This window comes from Pseudomonas flexibilis, assembly GCF_000802425.1.
Taxonomy (GTDB): Bacteria; Pseudomonadota; Gammaproteobacteria; order Pseudomonadales; family Pseudomonadaceae; genus Serpens; species Serpens flexibilis.
This window is the reverse complement of record NZ_JRUD01000029.1, coordinates 1-18,788: the sequence shown is the minus strand read 5'-3', so window position 1 is coordinate 18,788 and position 18,788 is coordinate 1. Positions and strand designations below refer to the sequence as shown.

Sequence of the window (18,788 nt, the reverse complement as noted above, 5' to 3'; positions counted from 1 at the left end):
AGCGCGGCTCGTTCAGGCGCAAGTCGGTGGTGACGATGGCCGGCAGGCTCAGCGCCACGGTCTGCAGACCGCCGTCGATCTCGCGGGTGACGTTGACCTTGTCGCCAGCCACTTCCACCTTGGAGGCGAAGGTGCCCTGGGCGTAGCCGGTCAGCGCGGCCAGCATCTGGCCGGTCTGGTTGTTGTCGCTGTCGATGGCCTGCTTGCCGAGGATGACCAGCTGCGGCTGTTCCTTGTCGACCACCGCCTTGAGCAGCTTGGCCACGGCCAGGGAGTTCAGCTCCTCGTTGCTCTCGACCAGGATGGCGCGGTCGGCGCCCAGCGCCAGCGCGGTGCGCAGCTGCTCCTGGGCGGCGTTCGGGCCGACGGACACGACGACGATTTCGCTGGCGATGCCCTTTTCCTTCAGACGCACCGCTTCTTCCACGGCGATTTCGCAGAAGGGGTTCATCGACATCTTGACGTTGGCGAGGTCGACGCCGGAGTTGTCCGCCCTGACGCGAACCTTGACGTTGTAGTCGACCACGCGTTTGACGGTTACCAGGACTTTCATAATGTCTCCGATTAGCGGCAATCAGTTGTTGCGTAACGATTGAATGTAGCGGTGCAGCGCAAAGCCCAGGGACAGCAGGGTCAGGGCGATGAAGAACCAGTCGATGGGGCTGCGCACGAACACATCGAAACTGTGGTTGCTGATCAGCAGGGAACGCCGGAAGTTGTCCTCCAGCATCGGCCCGAGGATGAAACCGATCAGGAACGGCGCGGCGGCAAACCCGGTGCGGTTGAAGATGAAGCCAACCAGACCGAACACCAGCATAACCGCGATATCGAAGGTGCTGTTGTTCACGGCGTAGGCGCCGTAGATGCAGAACATCAGCACGATCGGGAACAGGATCTGCTTGGGCACGTCGGCGATGCGCGAGAAGTAGCGGATCGCCAGCTTGCCGGTGCCGAACAGCACCACGGAGCTGAGCATGATGCCGCAGAACAGCGCATAGATCAGGTTCATGTTCTCCTGGAACAGGATCGGTCCGGGAGTCAGGCCGTGGATCATGAAGGCGCCGAGGATGATCGCGGTGATCACGTCCCCGGGAATGCCCAGCGACAGCAGCGGGATCATGGTCGCGCCGGCCACCGCGTTGTTGCCCGACTCGGCTGCGGCCACACCCTCGATCTCACCCTTGCCGAAGTTCTCCCGGTTGGGCGAATTGCGGCGGGCTTCCGAATAGGAGATGAACGACGCAGCCGTCGCGCCGGTGCCGGGAATGGCACCGATGATCACGCCAATGAAGCTGCCGCGAATGATGGTGCGCATGCTGCGCTTGAGTTCCTGCCAGGTCATGTCGGCACCCGCCACGGCGGTCTGGATGTGCTCGCGGGCCCTGGACAGGTAGAACTCAAGAATTTCGGGAATGGCGAACAGGCCGATCAACAGCGGGATGAAGTTGATGCGGTCCATCAGGTTGAAGTTGTCGAACGTCAGGCGCTCGGTGCCGTACACCGGATCCATGCCCACCAGGGCGAGGATCACGCCCAGGGCGGCGGCGACCAGCCCCTTCATCACCGAGTCGCCGGATACGGAAATGATGATGGTCAGCGAGAAGCAGATCAGCCAGAAATACTCCGGCGGCCCGAAGCTGAGCGCCAGCTGAGCCAGGAAGCCCGCCAGGAAGATCAGCGACAGGTTGGAGATGAAGTCGGCGATGCAGGACGCGTACAGCGCCATGGACAGCGCCTTCTTCGCCTCGCCCTTCTGCGCCATCGGGTAGCCGTCCAGCAGGGTGCTGGCCGACGCCGGCGAGCCGGGGGTACGGATCAGAATGGCGGTGATCGAGCCGCCGTACATGCCGCCCTTGTAGATGCCGACCAGCAGCAGGATCGCGGTGACCGGTTCCATGCCGAAGGTAAACGGCAGGGCCAGGGCCACCGCCATGGTGGCGGTCAGGCCGGGAATGGCGCCGATCACGACGCCGATGACCACGCCAAGCGCGATCATCAGGATGTTTTCCACGCTCAGGAAAAGGCTGAGCACCTCGAGGATCTGGTCCATCTCATCGTCTCATCAAGCGGGAACTCAATATCCCCAGAGGCTGCCGTACGGCAGGGGAACGTTCAGGCCATAGTCGAAGGCCAGGCAGATGCCGACCGGCATCACGACACCCAGCAGATAGATGCCGATGTGCCGCACGCCCATGGCGACGAACAGCAGCAGCGTGGCCAGCACACCGCACACCGCCGCGCCCAGCGCCTCGAAGCCGAAGTAGTAGACGGCGAAGGCCAGCAACGGCAGCAGCCATTGAATGACCGGCAGGTCACGCAGCGGGGTGCTCTTTTCCACCCGCTCGCGCTGCGGGCCGAACAGCGTGCCCAGCACCAGGCCGACGCCCAGCAACAGGATCATCCAGCCCATGATCTGCGGAAGGATCAGCGGCGACAGCAGCGGAGACTGCAGTCGGCGCGGCTCCACGATGTATTCGGGAATCAGATAAAAGAGAAACGTCAGCGACGTTGCGATCAGAACCAGGCTGATGACGGCCTCGCCGCTGGCGAGCCTGCGCATCTTCTGGCGAATAACGGTGTTGTTCATACGTCTACCAAGTCAGACAGGGGGCGCCGCGTACCGCGACGCCCCGTGGAGCTGCAGGCGCTTATTCGCCGAGGCCGGTCGCCTCGACCAGAGCGGCCCACTGGTTGATGTCGCGTTCGACCATGGCCTTGAAGGCATCGCCCGATTCCTTGCCGGCAATCGCACCCAGCTGCGGCAGGAAATCGTTGAAGGCCTGGCTCTGCATGACGTTGTTCACCGCCACCTGCAGCTTGCCGTAGGCCTCGTCGGACATCGAAGCGCTGCCGATCAGGCCGAACCAGGCGGAGGTCGCGAAGTCGCCCAGCCCGTGGGCGACGCCCGCGGCCTTGACGGTCGGCACTTCCGGCAGGAACGGCGAGGGCTCGTTGGTGGTGACCGCCAGCACGCGCAGTTGACCGGACTTGATCATCGGGTAGACGGTCGGCAGGTTCTCGAACGAGAAATCCACGTCACCGGCCAGCAGCGCCGGCAGCGCCTCGCCACTGCCACGGAACGGCACGTGGGTCATGTTCGGCGCGCCGATCTTCGACTTGAACAGTTCACCGGACATGTGGATCGAGCTGCCGATGCCGGGCGAGCTGTAGGAAGTCGCCTCGGTCTTGGCAGCCGCAACGAACTCTTCGAAGGTCTGGTATTTGCTCTTGGCCGGCACGACCAGCACGTTGGGGATGTCGATGACGTTCTGGATGAAGCGGAAATCCTTCACCGGGTCATACGACAGCGGATAGAGGCTGGCACCCACGGTGTGTCCCGGGGAGGACATCAGCACGCGGTAATCGGCATCGCGCTTGGACACACGGGCCAGTTGCGCGGTGGCGACCGTGGTGCCGGCACCGGGACGGTTCTCGACGATCACGGTGACGCCCAGCTCGGTGCCCAGCAGGTCGGCCACGCGACGGGACAGGATATCGGTGGTGCCACCGGCGGCGTAGGGAACCACCAGGGTGACGTTCTTGGCGGGCCAGTCCGCGGCCTGGGCGCTCGTGCCCATCAGCGGAAGGAACACGGCAGCACCTGCCGCCATCAGCATTTTCATCAACGGTTTCATATTGTCTCTCTTGTGGTTGCGTGTTGCTGACCCGGCCGCGTCGCTACACGACCGGGGACTTCCAGCTCAGGCAGTGAGCCAGCGATTACTTCAGCTGCTCGATGATTCCCTTGTCCTTGAGCAGCTCCAGGGCTTCGGCGGACAGCCCCAGGCGGGTGCTGAGCACCTCGTCCGTGTGCTCGCCGAGCATCGGCGCCGGCCGCTTGTACTCGACCGGGGTGTCGGACAGCTTCACGGGGCTGCCGACCATCCTGAAGTCCGGGTTCTGGGCGTGCGGGATGTTGACCAGCATGTCGCGGGCCAGCACCTGCGGTTCGGCCAGGGCGCGGCCGATGTCGTTGATCACACCGACCGGCACCTTCACGGCGTGGATCTTCGAGACCCAGTTCTCGGCGGTGTCGGTGAGAAAGTGCTCGGACAGGATGCCGACGATGACGTCACGATTGCGCACGCGGTCGGCGTTCTTGGTGAAGCGCGGGTCCAGCGGCAGCTCCGGCAGGCCGATGGCGTCGCACAGGGCGACGAACTGGGTGTCGTTGCCGCAGGCGATGATGAAGTCCATGTCCTTGGCGGTGAACACCTGGTACGGAACGATGTTCACGTGGGCATTGCCCTGGCGGCCCGGCGAACGGCCGGTGCTCAGGTAGTTCTGGCTCTGGTTGCCCAGCGCCGCCACTTGCACGTCCAGCAGCGCCATGTCGCAGTGCTGGCCGCGGCCGGTCTTCTCGCGGGCCAGCAGCGCGGCCTGGATGGCGATGGTGGAGTACAGGCCGGTCATCACGTCGGCCACGGCCACGCCCACCTTCTGCGGGCCGGCGCCGGGCACGCCGTCCTTCTCGCCGGTGATGCTCATCAGGCCGCCCATGCCCTGGATGATGAAGTCGTAGCCCGGCTCTTCGGCGCGCGGGCCGGTCTGGCCGAAGCCGGTGATCGAGCAGTAGACCAGGCGCGGGTTGAGCTTCGACAGGCTTTCGTAGTCCAGGCCGTACTTGGCCAGCGAGCCGGCCTTGTAGTTCTCGATCAGCACGTCGGAGGTGGCGGCCAGTGCACGCACCAGCTCCTGGCCTTCCGGCGTGGCGATGTTGATGGACACCGACAGCTTGTTGCGGTTGGCGGACTGGTAATAGGAGGCCTCGGCGCTGTTCTCGCCTTCCGGGGTCTTCATGTACGGCGGGCCCCAGCCACGGGTGTCGTCACCCACGCGCGGACGCTCGACCTTGATCACTTCAGCGCCCAGGTCAGCCAGGATCTGGCCGCACCAGGGGCCTGCCAACACACGACTCAGGTCCAGTACCCGAATCCCACTCAATGCACCCATGTCTCTTACCTTTTCAACGCGGCCGGCGGGCAATGCCGCCGACCTGGTTTAAATGGCCGAAAGGGCCGTGTTCTCAGACGCGCTCGATGACCATGGCCAGGCCCTGGCCGACACCGATACACAGGCTGATGACCGCGTAGCGCTTGCCGCTGCGCTGCAGTTCGCGCGCGGTGGACAGCGCCAGACGGGCACCGGAGGCGCCCAGCGGGTGACCCACGGCGATGGCGCCGCCGTTCGGGTTCACGCGCGGGTCGTCGAAGGCGACGCCCAGGCCCTTCAGGCAGCCCAGCACCTGGGAGGCGAAGGCTTCGTTGATCTCGATGATGTCCATGTCGGCCAGGGTCAGGCCGGCGCGGGCGACGGCCTTGTTGATGGCCTCGACCGGGCCGACACCCATGATGCGCGGCTCGACGCCGGCGGCGGCCGCCGACAGGATGCGCGCCATCGGCGTGAGGCCGTGCTTCTCGCCGGCGGCCTGGCTGCCGATCAGCAGCGCGGCGGCGCCATCGTTGACGCCCGAGGCGTTACCGGCGGTGACCACGCCGCCCTCGAACAGCGGACGCAGCTTGGCCAGCGCGGCCAGGTCGGACTGCGGACGCGGATGCTCGTCCTCGGCAATGATCGCCGGCGGGGTCTTGCGGCCGGTCGGCACGCTCACCGGGAGGATTTCCTCGGCGAAGAAACCGGCCTGGCGGGCGGCTTCGAACTTGGCCTGGGAGGCGGCGGCAAAGGCATCGGCTTCTTCGCGGCTGATGCCGAAGTCACGGGCCACGTTGTCGCCGGTTTCTGGCATGGTGTCGTTGCCGAACTGGGCGATGATCTTCGGGTTCGGGAAGCGCGCGCCGATGGTGCTGTCGTATACGGTGAAGTCGCGGCTGTAGGCCTTCTCCGCCTTGGCCATGACGAACGGCGCGCGGGACATGCTTTCCACGCCGCCGGCGACGAACAACTCGCCTTCGTTGCAGGTGACAGCGCGGGCGGCGTCGATCACTGCGGCCAGGCCGCTGGCGCACAGGCGGTTGACGGTCTGACCGGGCACGGTGACCGGCAGGCCGGAGAGCAGCACGGCGTGACGGGCGATGTTGCGGCTGTCTTCGCCGGCCTGGTTGGTGTTGCCCAGGATCAGGTCGTCGACGGCGGCGCCGTCGATACCGGTGCGGGCGATCAGCTCGCGGATCACGTCGGCGACCAGGTCGTCCGGGCGCACCGGCGCCAGGCCACCGCCGTGGCGACCGAAGGGTGTACGCAGGCCCGCGTAGATGTAGGCGTTGAGCATGTTGAAACCTATATAGAAGAAGGATTAGACGGCGGACGGCTCTGCCTGGCGCAGCGACAGGCCCAGTTGGGCACGGCGACGCAGCCAGGGGCTCGGGCGGTAACGCGGGTCGCCGGTCATGTCCACCATGCGCTCCAGTATGGTCAGCAGGCGACGCGGACCGAGACTATCGCCCCAGGCCAGCGGACCCTGGGGGTAACCCAGGCCCAGGCGCACGGCCTGGTCGATGTCTTCGGGGCTGGCGATCTGCTGCTGGGCGATGTCGCAGGCCAGGTTGACCACCATGGCCAGCACACGCTGGGCCACGAAGCCGACGCTGTCACGGATCACGGTCACGCCCACGCCATCGCGGGCGAACAGCGCATGGGCGGCGTCGCGCATGTCGGGACGAGTGGCCGGAGTCATCATCAGGGTGCGGTGACGGGACAGGTCGGTGAGCAGATCGATACAAACGGTGCGCGCCGCATCCACGCCGAAGCAGGTGGCGGCGGTGGTGGCGTCATCGCCATAGGGCGCGATCAGGCACAGGGCCTCGTCGGAAGGACGCTCGCCCTCCTCCACGCGGGCACCGAGCGCTTTCACCAGCGCCACCAGCTTCTGCTGGTCCCCGGCGTTCTCGCTCATCACCCACACCGGCGGCAGCTGCTCGACGGTCGGCACCGGCTGCGGCTGCGGCGCGTCGACCATCTGGCCGTTCTCGTAGCGGTAGAAGCCCTGGCCGACCTTGCGGCCGACGCGGCCGGCCACCAGCATCTGGCGGGTCAGCGGCGAGGGACGGTAGCGGGGGTCGTGATAGAACTGGGTGTAGATGGATTCCATCACCGGATGGGAGACATCCAGCGCGGTCAGGTCGAACAGCTCCAGCGGGCCCATGCGGAACCCGGCGCCTTCGCGCAGGATGCGGTCCACATCACCCTTGGGCGCCACACCCTCGCCGAGGATCTTCAGGGCCTCGGTGCCGTAGGCACGGCCGGCGTGGTTGACGATGAAGCCAGGGGTATCCTGAGCGCGCACGCCGGTGTGGCCCATGCGCTTGGCCAGGTCCAGCAGCGCGTCGCTGACGGCGGGTTCGGTGGCGATGCCGTCGATGACTTCGACGACCTTCATCAGCGGCACCGGGTTGAAGAAGTGGAAACCGGCCACGCGCTCGGGGTGCTGGCAGGCGGTGGCGATGGCGCTCACCGACAGCGACGAGGTATTGGTCGCCAAGATGCACTCGGCATCCACGATGCCTTCCAGCTGGGTGAGCAGGCCGCGCTTGACGTCAAGGTTCTCGACGATGGCTTCCACCACCATGTCGCAACCGGCCAGTTCTTCGATTCGGGTGACCGGCTTGAGCAGCGCCAGGGCCGCATCGGCGGATGCCTGGGTGATCTTGCCCTTGGCCACCAGCTTGGCGAAGGTACCCGCCAGGTTGTCGCGGGCGGCCTGGGCCGCGCCTTCGCGGGCGTCGAACAGACGGACTTCCACGCCGGCCTGGGCGGCGATCTGGGCGATACCGGCGCCCATCACGCCGGTGCCGACCAGCCCCATGATTTGGATCGAACGGGCCATGCTTACTCCCCGCGATAGGTAGGTTTGCGCTTCTCGAAGAAGGCGGCGGCGCCTTCCTTCTGATCGGCGGAATCGAACAGCAGCTGGAACGCCTTGCGTTCCAGGGTCAGTGCGCTGTCCAGCGGCAGGTCGGCGCCAGCCAGCATCACTTCCTTGATCTGTTGCACGGCCAGCGGCGGCAGTGCGGCGATTTCGCTGGCCAGGGCAAGTGCCCGCGTCAGGGTCTGATCATCCGGCACCACTTCGCTGACCATGCCGATGGCCAGCGCTTCGGGAGCCTTGACCATGCAGCCGGTCAGAGCGATGCGCATGGCCTGGAACTTGCCGACCGCGCGAACCAGCCGCTGGGTGCCACCGGCGCCCGGCATCAGGCCGAGCTTGACTTCCGGTTGGGCGAATCGGGCGGATTCACCGGCGACGATGATGTCGCAGTGCATCGCCAGCTCGCAGCCGCCGCCCAGGGCGAAGCCGTTGACCGCCGCGATGACTGGCTTCGGGCAACGGGCAATCGGGTCCCACAGCAACTCGGTGTGACGGCCATACATCTCAATCGGCGAGGCGGTTGCGAACTCTTTAATATCCGCACCGGCCACGAAGAACTGCTCGCCCCCGGTCAACACGATGGCGCGGATGTCGTCGCGCCGGGCCAGCGCCCGGAAGTGTTCGGCCAGCTGATGACGAACGGCCGAATTGAGCGCGTTCTTGGCTTCGGGACGGCTGATGCGCACGACGGCGACGCCGTCGACGGGATACTCCAGCAGCACGACTGGATCGGTGGATTGGCTCATCTCTGCTCCGGTTCTGACCATGCAGCAATGTCCGCTATGCGAAATTGCATTTCACGTTTCGCCAGAATGATAGGTTCGAAGTTCGTTTTCTGTAAATGTCACTCCTCGGACCTACGACTTTGGTCGAACGAAACCGCTGCAATTTGGCCAGCAAACCGGGGAAAATCCGCCAAGCTCGCGGCTCTTGCTCAATGTCCGCTATGCGGAATACAATTTCGAAAATTTGATTTTAGGAAAATGGAGGCTCTACCATGCAGCGCAAGATCAGGGATCGGTCCCCTGAGCAGGAGACCGGTTCGGACGTCGAACGGGTGCTGCTCGACCCGATGTCCGCCTTCGAAGAGGAGGAAAAGGACCGCCAGTTCGTCACGGCGCTGGCCCGTGGCCTGGAGCTGCTGCGCTGCTTCAGCCCGCGCGAGAGCGTGTTGAGCAATCAGGAGCTGGCCCGCAAGGCCAATCTGCCGAGGCCGACCGTGAGCCGGCTGACGTACACCCTGACGCGCCTGGGCTACCTCAAGCAGTTGCCGGGTGGGAAATACCAGCTGGACGTCGGCGTCATGTCGTTCGGCTACGCGATGCTCTCCAACCTGTCGATCCGGGCGGTGGCGCATCCGTTGATGGAGCAGCTGGCCAACCACGCCAACGCGGCGGTGGCCATGGCGGCCCGGGACCGGCTGCAGATGGTTTACCTGGACGTGGTGCACGGCCAGGGCAACCTCACGATGCGCCGCCAGGTGGGTACCCACCTGCCCCTGCATCTGAGTGCGGCGGGACGCGCCTGTCTGGCCGGACTGCCAGAGAGCGAATGCGACTTTCTGCTGGACCACATCCGCACGCGACACGCGGAGGACTGGCCGAAGATCCGCAAGGGACTGGAAAAGGCCTTCCGGGACTACGCCGACTACGGCTACTGCCTGTCGATCGGCGAATGGCACCGGGATGTGAATGCCGTGGCCGTGCCCATGGTGCACGCGCAGCACGGGCTGCTGGTGTTCAACTGTGGCGGCCCGAGTTTCCAGCTCTCGCGCGAAAAGCTGGAAGAGGACATCGGACCGCGACTGGTCCACATGGTTAGCAACATCGAGGCCAGTACCCGCTGATAGCGACGCGGGTCATGCCTCGTCGATATGACACGTCCGACTGATCGGACCCCGAGGAGTACACATGATCCGCGATCCGGAAACCCTGCAAATCCTGCTGGATACCATCCGCCAGTTCGTCAACGAAACCCTCATTCCCCGTGAGAATGAAGTGGCCGAAACCGACGAGATGCCGGCCGATATCGTCCAGCAGATGAAGGACCTGGGCCTGTTCGGCCTGACCATTCCGGAGGACTTCGGCGGCCTGGGCGTCACCATGGAAGAAGAGGTGAACATCGCCTTTGAACTGGGCCGCACCTCCCCGGCGTTCCGCTCCTACATCGGCACCAACAACGGCATCGGCTCCATCGGCATCCTGCTGGACGGCACCGACGAGCAGAAGGCCAAGTACCTGCCCAAGCTGGCCGCCGGCGAGTTCCTCAGCTCCTTCTGCCTGACCGAGCCGGATTCGGGTTCCGACGCCGCTTCCCTGAAGACCACCGCCGTGCGCGATGGCGACTTCTACGTGATCAACGGCACCAAGCGCTTCATTACCAACGCCCCGCACGCCGGCATCTTCACCGTGATGGCCCGCACCAACCCCGAGATCAAGGGCGCGGGCGGCATCAGCTCGTTCATCGTCGAAGCCGGCACCCCCGGCGTCACCGTGGGCAAGCGCGACCACAAGATGGGCCAGAAAGGCGCCCACACCGCCGACGTGATCTTCGAGAATGTCCGCGTACCGGCCGAGAACCTGATCGGTGGCAAGGAAGGCGTCGGCTTCAAGACCGCCATGAAGGTGCTCGACAAGGGCCGCCTGCACATCGCCGCCCTGTCCGTGGGCGCCGCCGAGCGCATGCTGGCTGACTCCCTGCAGTACGCACTGGAGCGCAAGCAGTTCGGCCAGGCCATCGCCGAGTTCCAGCTGATCCAGGGCATGCTGGCCGACAGCAAGGCCGAGATCTACGCCGCCCGCTGCATGGTGCTCGACGCCGCGCGCAAGCGCGACGCCGGCCAGAACGTCAGCACCGAAGCCTCCTGCGCCAAGATGTTCGCCACCGAAATGTGCGGCCGCGTGGCCGACCGTGGCGTGCAGATCCATGGCGGCGCCGGCTACATCAGCGAATACGCCATCGAGCGCTTCTACCGCGACGTGCGCCTGTTCCGCCTCTACGAGGGCACCACGCAGATCCAGCAGGTGATCATCGCCCGCAACATGATCCGCGAAGCGCAGCGCTAACCCGACCCGCGTCCGGGCGCTGGACTTCGGTTCGCCGCCCGGGCTTCCGGGCGGCGCGTCCGGATGGGATTCACGCGGGGAATCGCTTCCCCGTATCGCAGATAACTACAAAAGGTTTCGGTCGTAATGAGCACCACGACGAGCACGCTGCCGGGCGACGCAGCCCCGCAGAGCAAAATCTGGATCATCGTTTTCATCTTCTGCTTCCTCGGTCTCTTGATCGACGGCGCGGATCTGATGCTGCTGTCCTACAGCCTCACCAGCCTCAAGGAAGAATTCGGCCTGACCAACCTGGAAGCCGGCAGCCTGGGTAGCTTTACCCTCGCGGGCATGGCCATCGGCGGCATCTACGGTGGCTGGGCCTGCGACCGCTTTGGCCGCGTCAAGACCGTGGTCTGGACCATCGTCCTGTTCTCGGTCGGCACCGCCGCACTGGGTATGACCCAGAGCTACTGGCAGTTCGCATTCTTCCGCTTCGTGTCTTCCCTGGGACTGGGCGCACTGTACGTGGCCTGTAACACCCTGATGGCCGAGTACGTGCCCACCAAGTACCGCACCACCGTACTGGGCACCCTGCAGGCCGGCTGGTCCGTGGGCTACATCGTGGCCACCCTGCTCGCCGGCTGGCTGCTGCCGACCTACGGCTGGCGCTACCTGTTCTACGTCGCCATCATCCCGGTGCTGCTGGCCATCTTCATGCAGCGCCTGGTTCCCGAGCCGGCCGCCTGGGTCAAGGCCAAGGCCGAGCAGGCCAAGAAGCTGGCCGAAGGCGTGAAGGACACCGCTGCCGCTCCGGAAAAGCGCGAAAGCGCCTACAAGATGATCTTCGGCGACCGTCAGGCCCGCAGCATGTTCATCTTCTGGTGCCTGACCGCGGGCTTCCTGCAGTTCGGCTACTACGGCGTGAACAACTGGATGCCGGCCTACCTGCAGACCGAAATGGGCATGAACTTCAAGTCCATGACCGCCTACCTGGTCGGCACCTACACCGCGATGATCCTCGGCAAGATCCTGGCCGGCATGGCCGCGGACAAGTTCGGTCGCCGCGCCGTGTACGCCTTCGGCGCCATCGGTACCGCCGTGTTCCTGCCGATCATCGTGCTGTACCACAGCCCCGACACCATCCTGTGGATGCTGGTCGTGTTCGGCTTCCTGTACGGCATCCCCTACGGCGTGAACGCCACCTACATGACCGAGTCGTTCCAGGCCAAGTACCGCGGCACCGCCGTGGGCGGCGCCTACAACATCGGTCGTATCGGTGCGGCCATCGCCCCGGCCGCCATCGGCTTCCTGGCCACGCAGTACTCCATCGGCCTGGGCTTCCTGGTGATGGGCGCGGCCTACTTCATCTGTGGGGTGATCCCTGCCCTGTTCATCAAGGACAAGCAGTTCGACCCGCAGAAGCAGTAACCGAGTGATCCCTGCGCGGCTTCCATGCACAGCCGCGCAGCCCACGCGAACACCCCGCCGGCCTGCGCCGCCGGGGTGTTTTTTATTGGATGCACCCACCCCCGTAGGCTGGTCAACGCAACGCGTTGGCCACCGGACGAACCACCGGTTCCCTCGGCTCCATGCACCCGTCCCTTGCAAACCCCCACCCCGCCCCCATCTTCCTGCCATCCTCCCAACCGGAAATACAGGGATCTTCCATGCCCACCCTTTTTACCCCCGTCACCCTCGGCGACCTCGCCCTCAACAACCGCATCATCATGGCGCCCCTCACCCGCTGCCGCGCCGACGCCGGCCGCGTGCCCAGCGCGCTGATGGTCGAGTACTACCGCCAGCGCGCCAGCGCCGGGCTGATCCTCACCGAAGCCACCGCCGTCACCCCGATGGGCGTCGGCTACCCGAACACCCCCGGCATCTGGAGCGCCGAACAGATCCAGGGCTGGCGCACCGTAACCGACGCCGTGCACGCCGCCGGCGGCAAGATCGTCCTGCAGCTGTGGCACGTGGGCCGCATCTCCGACCCGATCTACCTGGACGGCCAGTTGCCCGTCGCCCCGAGCGCTCTCAAGCCCGCCGGCCACGTGAGCCTGCTGCGTCCGAAGAAGGACTATGAAACCCCGCGCGCCCTGGAAACCGCCGAGATCGCCGGCGTGATCGAAGCCTTCCGCAAGGGTGCAGAAAATGCCAAGGAAGCCGGCTTCGACGGCGTGGAACTGCACGCCGCCAACGGCTACCTGATCGACCAGTTCCTGCAGAGCCGCACCAACCAGCGCACCGACGCCTACGGCGGCCCGGTGGAAAACCGCGCCCGCCTGCTGCTGGAAATCACCGACAAGCTGATCGAAATCTGGGGCGCCGGCCGCGTCGGCGTGCACCTCGCCCCGCGCGGCGACAGCCACGACATGGGCGATGAAAACCCGGCGGAAACCTTCGGCTACGTCGCCCGCGAACTGGGCAAGCGCAAGATCGCCTTCATCTTCACCCGCGAGAAGGAAGGCGAAGACAGCCTCGCTCCGCAACTGAAGCAGCAGTTTGGTGGTGCGTTGATTGCCAACGAAGGCTTTACCAAGGAGCAGGGCAATGCCTGGCTGGCGGCCGGCAAGTGCGATGCGGTGAGCTTTGGTGTGCCCTTTATTGCCAACCCGGATTTGGTGAAGCGACTGGAGCAGGATGCGCCGCTGAATGAGCCGAAGTTCGAGACCTTCTACGGCTCAAGCCCTGAGGGTTATAACGATTACCCGACGATGTAATTACGACTAAGTGCGGCAAAAAGCCCGACCTAGAGGGATGCAGGTCGGGCTTTTCTGCGCACAGTAGCACCAGGCTGATATAGGCCAGCACGCTTACAACCAGCGTGCGTATCAGAGCTGTTCCGCTACTGAAAAACATGCCTTCCATGATCGCCTCCGCATATAGGCCATGCAGGGTGGACAGGACTGTCAGCAGGAAATTTCAGCCAGAGCGAATGACCAACCGTCAGACGGCGCCAGTAAGGCCATTGGAGGGAATCGAAGCAAGACAGCATCGCGCACATTTCTTAATGACGCGAAACTCCCCGGTCAGGCTAATACTTCCAAATTTCCGAGGAGGCTCAGGATCTTCCTGTCATTTGCAGCGAAGGACGTCTCGCCACGCTGCGCATGAACCTGCAACTGCCTTTCCCAGTGCGCAATGAAATCCAGCGGCATGTCGGGTTGCTGAACAGCACCGGGCAGCGCATGGCCCAGATCAGGCTGAAACGACAACAAGGCGTGATCCTGGAAGGAGATAAAGCCGCCTTGAAACAGCTCCTGACTCATCGATGCCATTTCGCGGGGAGACATGCTCCGAACATCATATTTCTGGGCGATAGAGGAGAGCGCCGCTACGGTTTCAAGGTTCGGAAATGCTTGATCCGAACCAATCGACTCAGTGGCTTGTTTGGGATGAGGCAAAACTTTGCCGCCATCGGCAGGCTTTGGGGAGAAAACAGTCGAAATGGCGTGCGACGAAATACCCGAGATCATTGAATTTCCTCAAGAAATGGCCCTACCGCATTCAGGCAAGCAACCCACATGCCACCTTACCTCCGGAATCTGCCCGCGTGACCCTCGGCTGTGCCAGGCCCAGCCCCCGCCAACGAACCTCCCCCACCCCACCCGACTCTTAACCTACATACCCCTCCTCCCCCGGTGGCATTTGCATGGATTTGGTCGTTGCCCGCCCGGAAGGGCTGTACTGTCCGGCCGGTGATTTCTACATCGACCCCTGGCGCGGGGTGGATCGTGCGGTGATCACCCATGGCCATGGGGATCATGCGCGCTGGGGCAGCCGGCACTATCTGGCGGCGGCGCCCTCCGAAGGCGTGCTGCGGGTGCGACTGGGGTCGGACATCAATCTGCAGACGCTGCCTTATGGCGAGCGCATCGAGCATCAGGGCGTGACCCTCAGCTTTCACCCCGCCGGCCATGTGCTGGGCTCGGCGCAGGTACGGCTGGAGTACCGTGGCGAGGTCTGGGTGGCCTCGGGCGATTACAAGGTGGAGCCGGACGGCACCTGCGCGGCGTTCGAGCCGGTGCGCTGTCACTGCTTCATCACCGAATCCACCTTCGGCCTGCCGATCTACCGCTGGGCGCCGCAGGCGGCGATCTTCGCCGACATCAACGCCTGGTGGCGCGCCAATGCCGAGGCCATGCGGGCCAGCGTGCTGTTCGCCTATGCGTTCGGTAAGGCGCAGCGCATTCTGCACGGCATCGACGCCGGCATCGGTCCGCTGCTGGTGCATGGTGCGGTGGAGCCGTTGAACGGGGTGTACCGCGCCGCCGGGGTTTACCTGCCTGAAACCCAATACGCCGGCCATTTCCGCAAGAACGATCCGGCGCTGCGCCAGGCCCTGGTGATCGCCCCGCCCTCGGCCGGCGGCAGTCCCTGGATGCGCCGTTTCGGCGATTGCAGCGACGCCTTTGCCAGCGGCTGGATGCTGTTGCGCGGCACGCGCCGGCGGCGTGGCGTGGACCGGGGCTTTGCGCTGTCCGACCACGCCGACTGGCCCGGCCTGCTGTGGGCCATCGCGCAGACCGGCGCCGAGCGGGTGATGGTCACCCATGGCCAGGTGGAGCCGTTGGTGCGCTATCTGTGCGAACAGGGCCTGGACGCGCGGGCGTTTGCCACCGAGTACGGCGAGGAGGACGACACGCCCGTCAGCGAGGCGGCCACATGAAGGCCTTTGCCGAGCTGTACGCCCAGCTGGACGCCACCACCTCCAGCAACGCCAAGCTGCACGCTCTGCAGGCCTATTTCAGCCAGGCCGAGCCGGCCGACGCGGCCTGGGCGGTGTACTTCCTGGCCGGCGGCAAGCCGCGCCAGCTGGTGCCGACCCGCCTGCTGCGCGAGCTGGCCACCCGCCAGGCGCAGTTGCCCGACTGGCTGTTCGAGGAGAGCTACCAGGCGGTGGGCGACCTGGCGGAAACCATCGCCCTGCTGCTGCCCGAAGCCGGCCCCGGCAGCGAGCGCGGGCTGGCCTGGTGGATGGAGCAGGCGCTGCTGCCCCTGCGCAGTCTGCCACCGGAAGAACTGGCCGAACGCCTCGCCGCCCTGTGGACGCAGCTGGACCGGCCGAGCCTGCTGGTCAGTCTGAAGCTGATCACCAGCGCTTTTCGCGTCGGGGTTTCCAAGTTGCTGGTCACCCGCGCCCTGGCCACCCTGGCCGGACTGGATGCCAAGCGCGTCGCCCAGCGCCTGGTCGGCTACACGGACCTGGCGCACCGCCCGACTGCGGCCGACTATCTGGCGCTGATCGCGCCGGAGTCCGGCGATGAACATGCCCAGCGCGGCGGCCAGCCCTACCCGTTTTTTCTCGCCCATCCGCTGCAGGAGCCGGTGGAGCGCTTCGCGGCGCTGCTCGGCCCGCCGGAGGAGTGGCTGGTGGAATGGAAGTGGGACGGAATCCGCGCGCAGCTGATTCGTCGCGACGGGCAGTCCTGGTTGTGGTCGCGGGGCGAGGAGCTGATCACCGAGCGTTTCCCCGAGCTGCAGGCGTTGGCCGCGGCGCTGCCGGACGGTTGCGTGCTGGATGGGGAAATCGTCGTCTGGCGCGATCCGCCGCCGGGCAACGACGCGGCCTTCGGCATCCTGCCCTTCGCCTTGCTGCAGCAACGCATCGGCCGCAAGACGCTGAGCCGCAAGCTGTTGGACGAGGTGCCAGCAGTGTTGCTGGCCTATGACCTGCTCGAGTACCAGGGCGAGGACTGGCGCAGCCGCCCCCAGGAAGACCGCCGGATGGAGCTGGAGCGGCTGGTGGCCGCGGTCGCGCATCCCGCCCTGCGCCTGTCGCCCCAACTGAGCGGCGACACATGGGAAGCGCTGGCCGAGCAACGCGAAGCCTCGCGCAGCCTCGGCGTGGAAGGGATGATGCTCAAGCGCCTCGACTCGCTGTACGGCGTGGGGCGCACCCGCGACCTGGGGCTGTGGTGGAAGTGGAAGATCGATCCGTTCTTCGTGGATGCGGTGCTGATCTACGCCCAGCGCGGCCACGGTCGCCGGGCCAGCCTGTACACCGACTATACCTTTGCGGTGTGGGACGATTCGGCGCCCGGCGAGCGGGTGCTGGTGCCCTTCGCCAAGGCCTATTCGGGGCTGACCGATGCGGAGATCCGCCAGGTGGACGCCATCATCCGCCGCACCACGGTGGAGACCTTCGGCCCGGTGCGCAGCGTCGCCCCGACGCTGGTGTTCGAGCTGGGCTTCGAGGGCATTGCGCTGTCCAAGCGCCACAAGAGCGGCGTGGCGGTACGCTTTCCGCGCATCCTGCGCTGGCGTACCGACAAGCGCGTCGAGGAAGCCGACACCCTGGCGACCTTGCAGGGACTGCTCTGACGACGAGCGCACCTCATTACCCCCCCTAGCGGAGTCCCCATGACCAACGATGTGTTCAACCTTTCGCGCTTCATCGAAGCCCAGCACGCCTCCTACACAACGGCGCTGGCCGAGCTGCGTGCGGGCCGGAAACGAACGCACTGGATCTGGTTCGTGTTTCCCCAGCTCAAGGGGCTGGGGCGCAGCGTCAACGCCGACTATTACGGTTTGAGTGGACTGGCCGAGGCGCGGGCGTATCTTGCGCATCCGCTGCTGGGCCAGCGGCTGCGCGACGCCACGGCAGCCATGCTGGCGCACCAGCCCCTCGGAGCGGAGTTGGTGCTGGGCGAGCTCGATGCGCTGAAGTTCCGCTCGTGCATGACCCTGTTCGCCCGCGCCGATCCCGACGAGCCGGTTTTCGGCGCTGCGCTGGAACGTCTCTTTGCAGGAGAGCCGGATGCGCGGACACTCCGGTTGCTGGGCGAGGCAGGTAGCGTTGCTCCTGATGCGCAAGGGCCCGAGCCGTAAGCACTCAATTGAGGAATCTACCCATGGACATCCCGCGCATCTTCAACATCACGGAAAGCGCTCACCGTATCCACAATCCGATCACGCCCGACAAGCTCGCCACGCTCGGTGCGGCGCTGCGCCTGGAGCCGGGTGCCCGGGTACTCGACCTGGGCAGCGGTTCGGGGGAGATGCTCTGCACTTGGGCGCGCGATCACGGCGTGGTGGGCACCGGCGTCGATCTGAGCCAGCTGTTCAGCGAGCAGGCGAAGCGCCGTGCCGTGGAGCTGGGCGTGGCCGATCGGGTCACGTTCGTCCACGGCGATGCCGCCGGCTATGTCTCCGATGAGAAGGTCGATGTGGCCGCCTGTGTCGGCGCCAGCTGGATAGGCGGCGGCGTCGCCGGCACCCTCGCGCTGCTGGCACGCAGTCTGCGCAGCGGAGGAATCATCCTTATCGGCGAACCCTACTGGCGACAGCTACCGCCGTCGGAGGACGTGGCCAGGGGCTGCCAGGCCCATTCGATGGCCGACTTTCTCCTGCTGCCGGAGCTGCTCGCCTCGTTAGGCCGCCTCGGCTATGACGTGGTGGAAATGGTGTTGGCCGACCAGGACGGCTGGGACCGATACGAGGCGGCCAAATGGCTCACCATGCGCCGCTGGCTGGCCGCCAATCCCGGCGACGAGCTGGCGAACGAGGTGCGCGCCCAACTGACCTCGGAACCGGTGCGTTATGCCACGTATACGCGCGAGTACCTGGGCTGGGGCGTATTTGCACTGATGGCGCGGTGATGCAGAATCCGCGCGCCGCTCGGCCCCTTACAGGTAGTCAACGTATGCAGAACCCCCTTCCCCTCCAACGCTGTCCGCTGTGTGGCGGTGCGAATCAGTGCGCGCCGGCCGCCGCCGGGCATTTCGACGCGGAATGCTGGTGTCGACAGGTGACGGTGAGCCCGGAAGCGCTGCAACGGCTGCCGCCGGATCAGGTGGACCGGGCCTGCCTGTGTCCGCGTTGTGCGGTCGGGTTCGAGGCTCGCGACTGAAGTTCGCTTGTATGTTTGTGCCTGTCGGGGATGAGGGACCAAGTTCGCATCTGACGCAAGTACAGAC

The 18,788-nt window shown here is 65.5% G+C and carries 18 protein-coding genes and 1 pseudogene; 9 read left to right on the top strand and 10 right to left on the bottom strand.

Annotated elements, in window-relative coordinates:
- From SF06_RS16105 to SF06_RS16070, 8 genes are all read right to left on the bottom strand, one after another.
- Positions 1-553, bottom strand: a 553-nt coding sequence (locus tag SF06_RS16105) for an electron transfer flavoprotein subunit beta/FixA family protein (RefSeq protein ID WP_039562666.1), incomplete at its 3' end; no start/stop codon positions are given.
- Between the two features lie 21 nt (positions 554-574).
- The gene (locus SF06_RS16100) at positions 575-2,050 is read right to left on the bottom strand and encodes a tripartite tricarboxylate transporter permease (protein WP_027591913.1); all 1,476 of its coding nucleotides are present in this window, start codon (positions 2,048-2,050) and stop codon (positions 575-577) included.
- A 24-nt stretch (positions 2,051-2,074) separates the two neighbouring features.
- Complete coding sequence (locus tag SF06_RS16095) at positions 2,075-2,587, bottom strand: tripartite tricarboxylate transporter TctB family protein (RefSeq protein WP_052199853.1); 513 nt, start codon at positions 2,585-2,587, stop codon at positions 2,075-2,077.
- Between the two features lie 61 nt (positions 2,588-2,648).
- Positions 2,649-3,635 carry a Bug family tripartite tricarboxylate transporter substrate binding protein gene (locus tag SF06_RS16090; protein WP_039562665.1) on the bottom strand — a complete coding sequence of 329 codons (987 nt, stop codon included), beginning with the start codon at positions 3,633-3,635 and terminating at the stop codon, positions 2,649-2,651.
- A gap of 85 nt (positions 3,636-3,720) precedes the next feature.
- The gene (locus SF06_RS16085; RefSeq protein ID WP_039562663.1) at positions 3,721-4,953 is read right to left on the bottom strand and encodes a CaiB/BaiF CoA transferase family protein; all 1,233 of its coding nucleotides are present in this window, start codon (positions 4,951-4,953) and stop codon (positions 3,721-3,723) included.
- A gap of 73 nt (positions 4,954-5,026) precedes the next feature.
- On the bottom strand, positions 5,027-6,229 hold the full coding sequence (locus SF06_RS16080; protein ID WP_039562662.1) for a 3-oxoadipyl-CoA thiolase: 1,203 nt from the start codon (positions 6,227-6,229) through the stop codon (positions 5,027-5,029).
- Between the two features lie 24 nt (positions 6,230-6,253).
- A complete protein-coding gene (locus SF06_RS16075) occupies positions 6,254-7,783 on the bottom strand; it encodes a 3-hydroxyacyl-CoA dehydrogenase (RefSeq protein ID WP_039562661.1) in 1,530 nt (509 codons plus the stop codon).
- Positions 7,784-7,785: 2 nt separating this feature from the next.
- Positions 7,786-8,571: an enoyl-CoA hydratase gene (locus SF06_RS16070; RefSeq protein WP_039562660.1), complete on the bottom strand. Its 786-nt coding sequence runs from the start codon at positions 8,569-8,571 to the stop codon at positions 7,786-7,788.
- Between the two features lie 251 nt (positions 8,572-8,822).
- Between SF06_RS16070 and SF06_RS16065 the strand changes: the two genes are divergently transcribed.
- The 4 genes from SF06_RS16065 to SF06_RS16050 all read left to right on the top strand — a co-directional run bounded on the left by SF06_RS16065 (position 8,823) and on the right by SF06_RS16050 (position 13,589).
- Entirely contained in the window at positions 8,823-9,671 is an 849-nt protein-coding gene (locus tag SF06_RS16065) for an IclR family transcriptional regulator (protein WP_027591722.1), read from the top strand.
- A 64-nt stretch (positions 9,672-9,735) separates the two neighbouring features.
- Positions 9,736-10,890, top strand: a complete 1,155-nt coding sequence (locus SF06_RS16060) for an acyl-CoA dehydrogenase family protein (RefSeq protein ID WP_027591721.1) — start codon at positions 9,736-9,738, stop codon at positions 10,888-10,890.
- 126 nt (positions 10,891-11,016) lie between these two features.
- On the top strand, positions 11,017-12,300 hold the full coding sequence (locus SF06_RS16055) for an MFS transporter (RefSeq protein WP_039562659.1): 1,284 nt from the start codon (positions 11,017-11,019) through the stop codon (positions 12,298-12,300).
- Between the two features lie 239 nt (positions 12,301-12,539).
- Entirely contained in the window at positions 12,540-13,589 is a 1,050-nt protein-coding gene (locus SF06_RS16050; RefSeq protein WP_039562658.1) for an alkene reductase, read from the top strand.
- Positions 13,590-13,650: 61 nt separating this feature from the next.
- On the opposite strand, the pseudogene SF06_RS18905 reads toward SF06_RS16050, so the two are convergent.
- Positions 13,651-13,737 (bottom strand): annotated as a pseudogene (locus tag SF06_RS18905) (DUF421 domain-containing protein); the annotation flags it as partial.
- A gap of 161 nt (positions 13,738-13,898) precedes the next feature.
- Positions 13,899-14,345 carry a hypothetical protein gene (locus SF06_RS16045; RefSeq protein ID WP_039562657.1) on the bottom strand — a complete coding sequence of 149 codons (447 nt, stop codon included), beginning with the start codon at positions 14,343-14,345 and terminating at the stop codon, positions 13,899-13,901.
- 176 nt (positions 14,346-14,521) lie between these two features.
- Between SF06_RS16045 and SF06_RS16040 the strand changes: the two genes are divergently transcribed.
- Genes SF06_RS16040 through SF06_RS18130 form a run of 5 tightly spaced genes read left to right on the top strand, consistent with a single transcriptional unit; the run spans position 14,522 to position 18,721 of the window.
- A complete protein-coding gene (locus SF06_RS16040; protein ID WP_039562656.1) occupies positions 14,522-15,538 on the top strand; it encodes a ligase-associated DNA damage response exonuclease in 1,017 nt (338 codons plus the stop codon).
- Positions 15,535-17,193, top strand: a complete 1,659-nt coding sequence (locus SF06_RS16035) for an ATP-dependent DNA ligase (RefSeq protein ID WP_039562655.1) — start codon at positions 15,535-15,537, stop codon at positions 17,191-17,193. The genes SF06_RS16040 and SF06_RS16035 overlap by 4 nt, the downstream gene beginning before the upstream one ends.
- Positions 17,194-17,232: 39 nt before the next feature.
- Positions 17,233-17,700 carry a DUF1810 domain-containing protein gene (locus SF06_RS16030; protein WP_027591715.1) on the top strand — a complete coding sequence of 156 codons (468 nt, stop codon included), beginning with the start codon at positions 17,233-17,235 and terminating at the stop codon, positions 17,698-17,700.
- Positions 17,701-17,723: 23 nt separating this feature from the next.
- Positions 17,724-18,470 carry an SAM-dependent methyltransferase gene (locus SF06_RS16025; protein WP_027591714.1) on the top strand — a complete coding sequence of 249 codons (747 nt, stop codon included), beginning with the start codon at positions 17,724-17,726 and terminating at the stop codon, positions 18,468-18,470.
- On the top strand, positions 18,470-18,721 hold the full coding sequence (locus tag SF06_RS18130; RefSeq protein ID WP_324606725.1) for a cysteine-rich CWC family protein: 252 nt from the start codon (positions 18,470-18,472) through the stop codon (positions 18,719-18,721). Before SF06_RS16025 ends, SF06_RS18130 begins: the two co-directional genes overlap by 1 nt.
- Positions 18,722-18,788 lie beyond the last annotated feature (67 nt).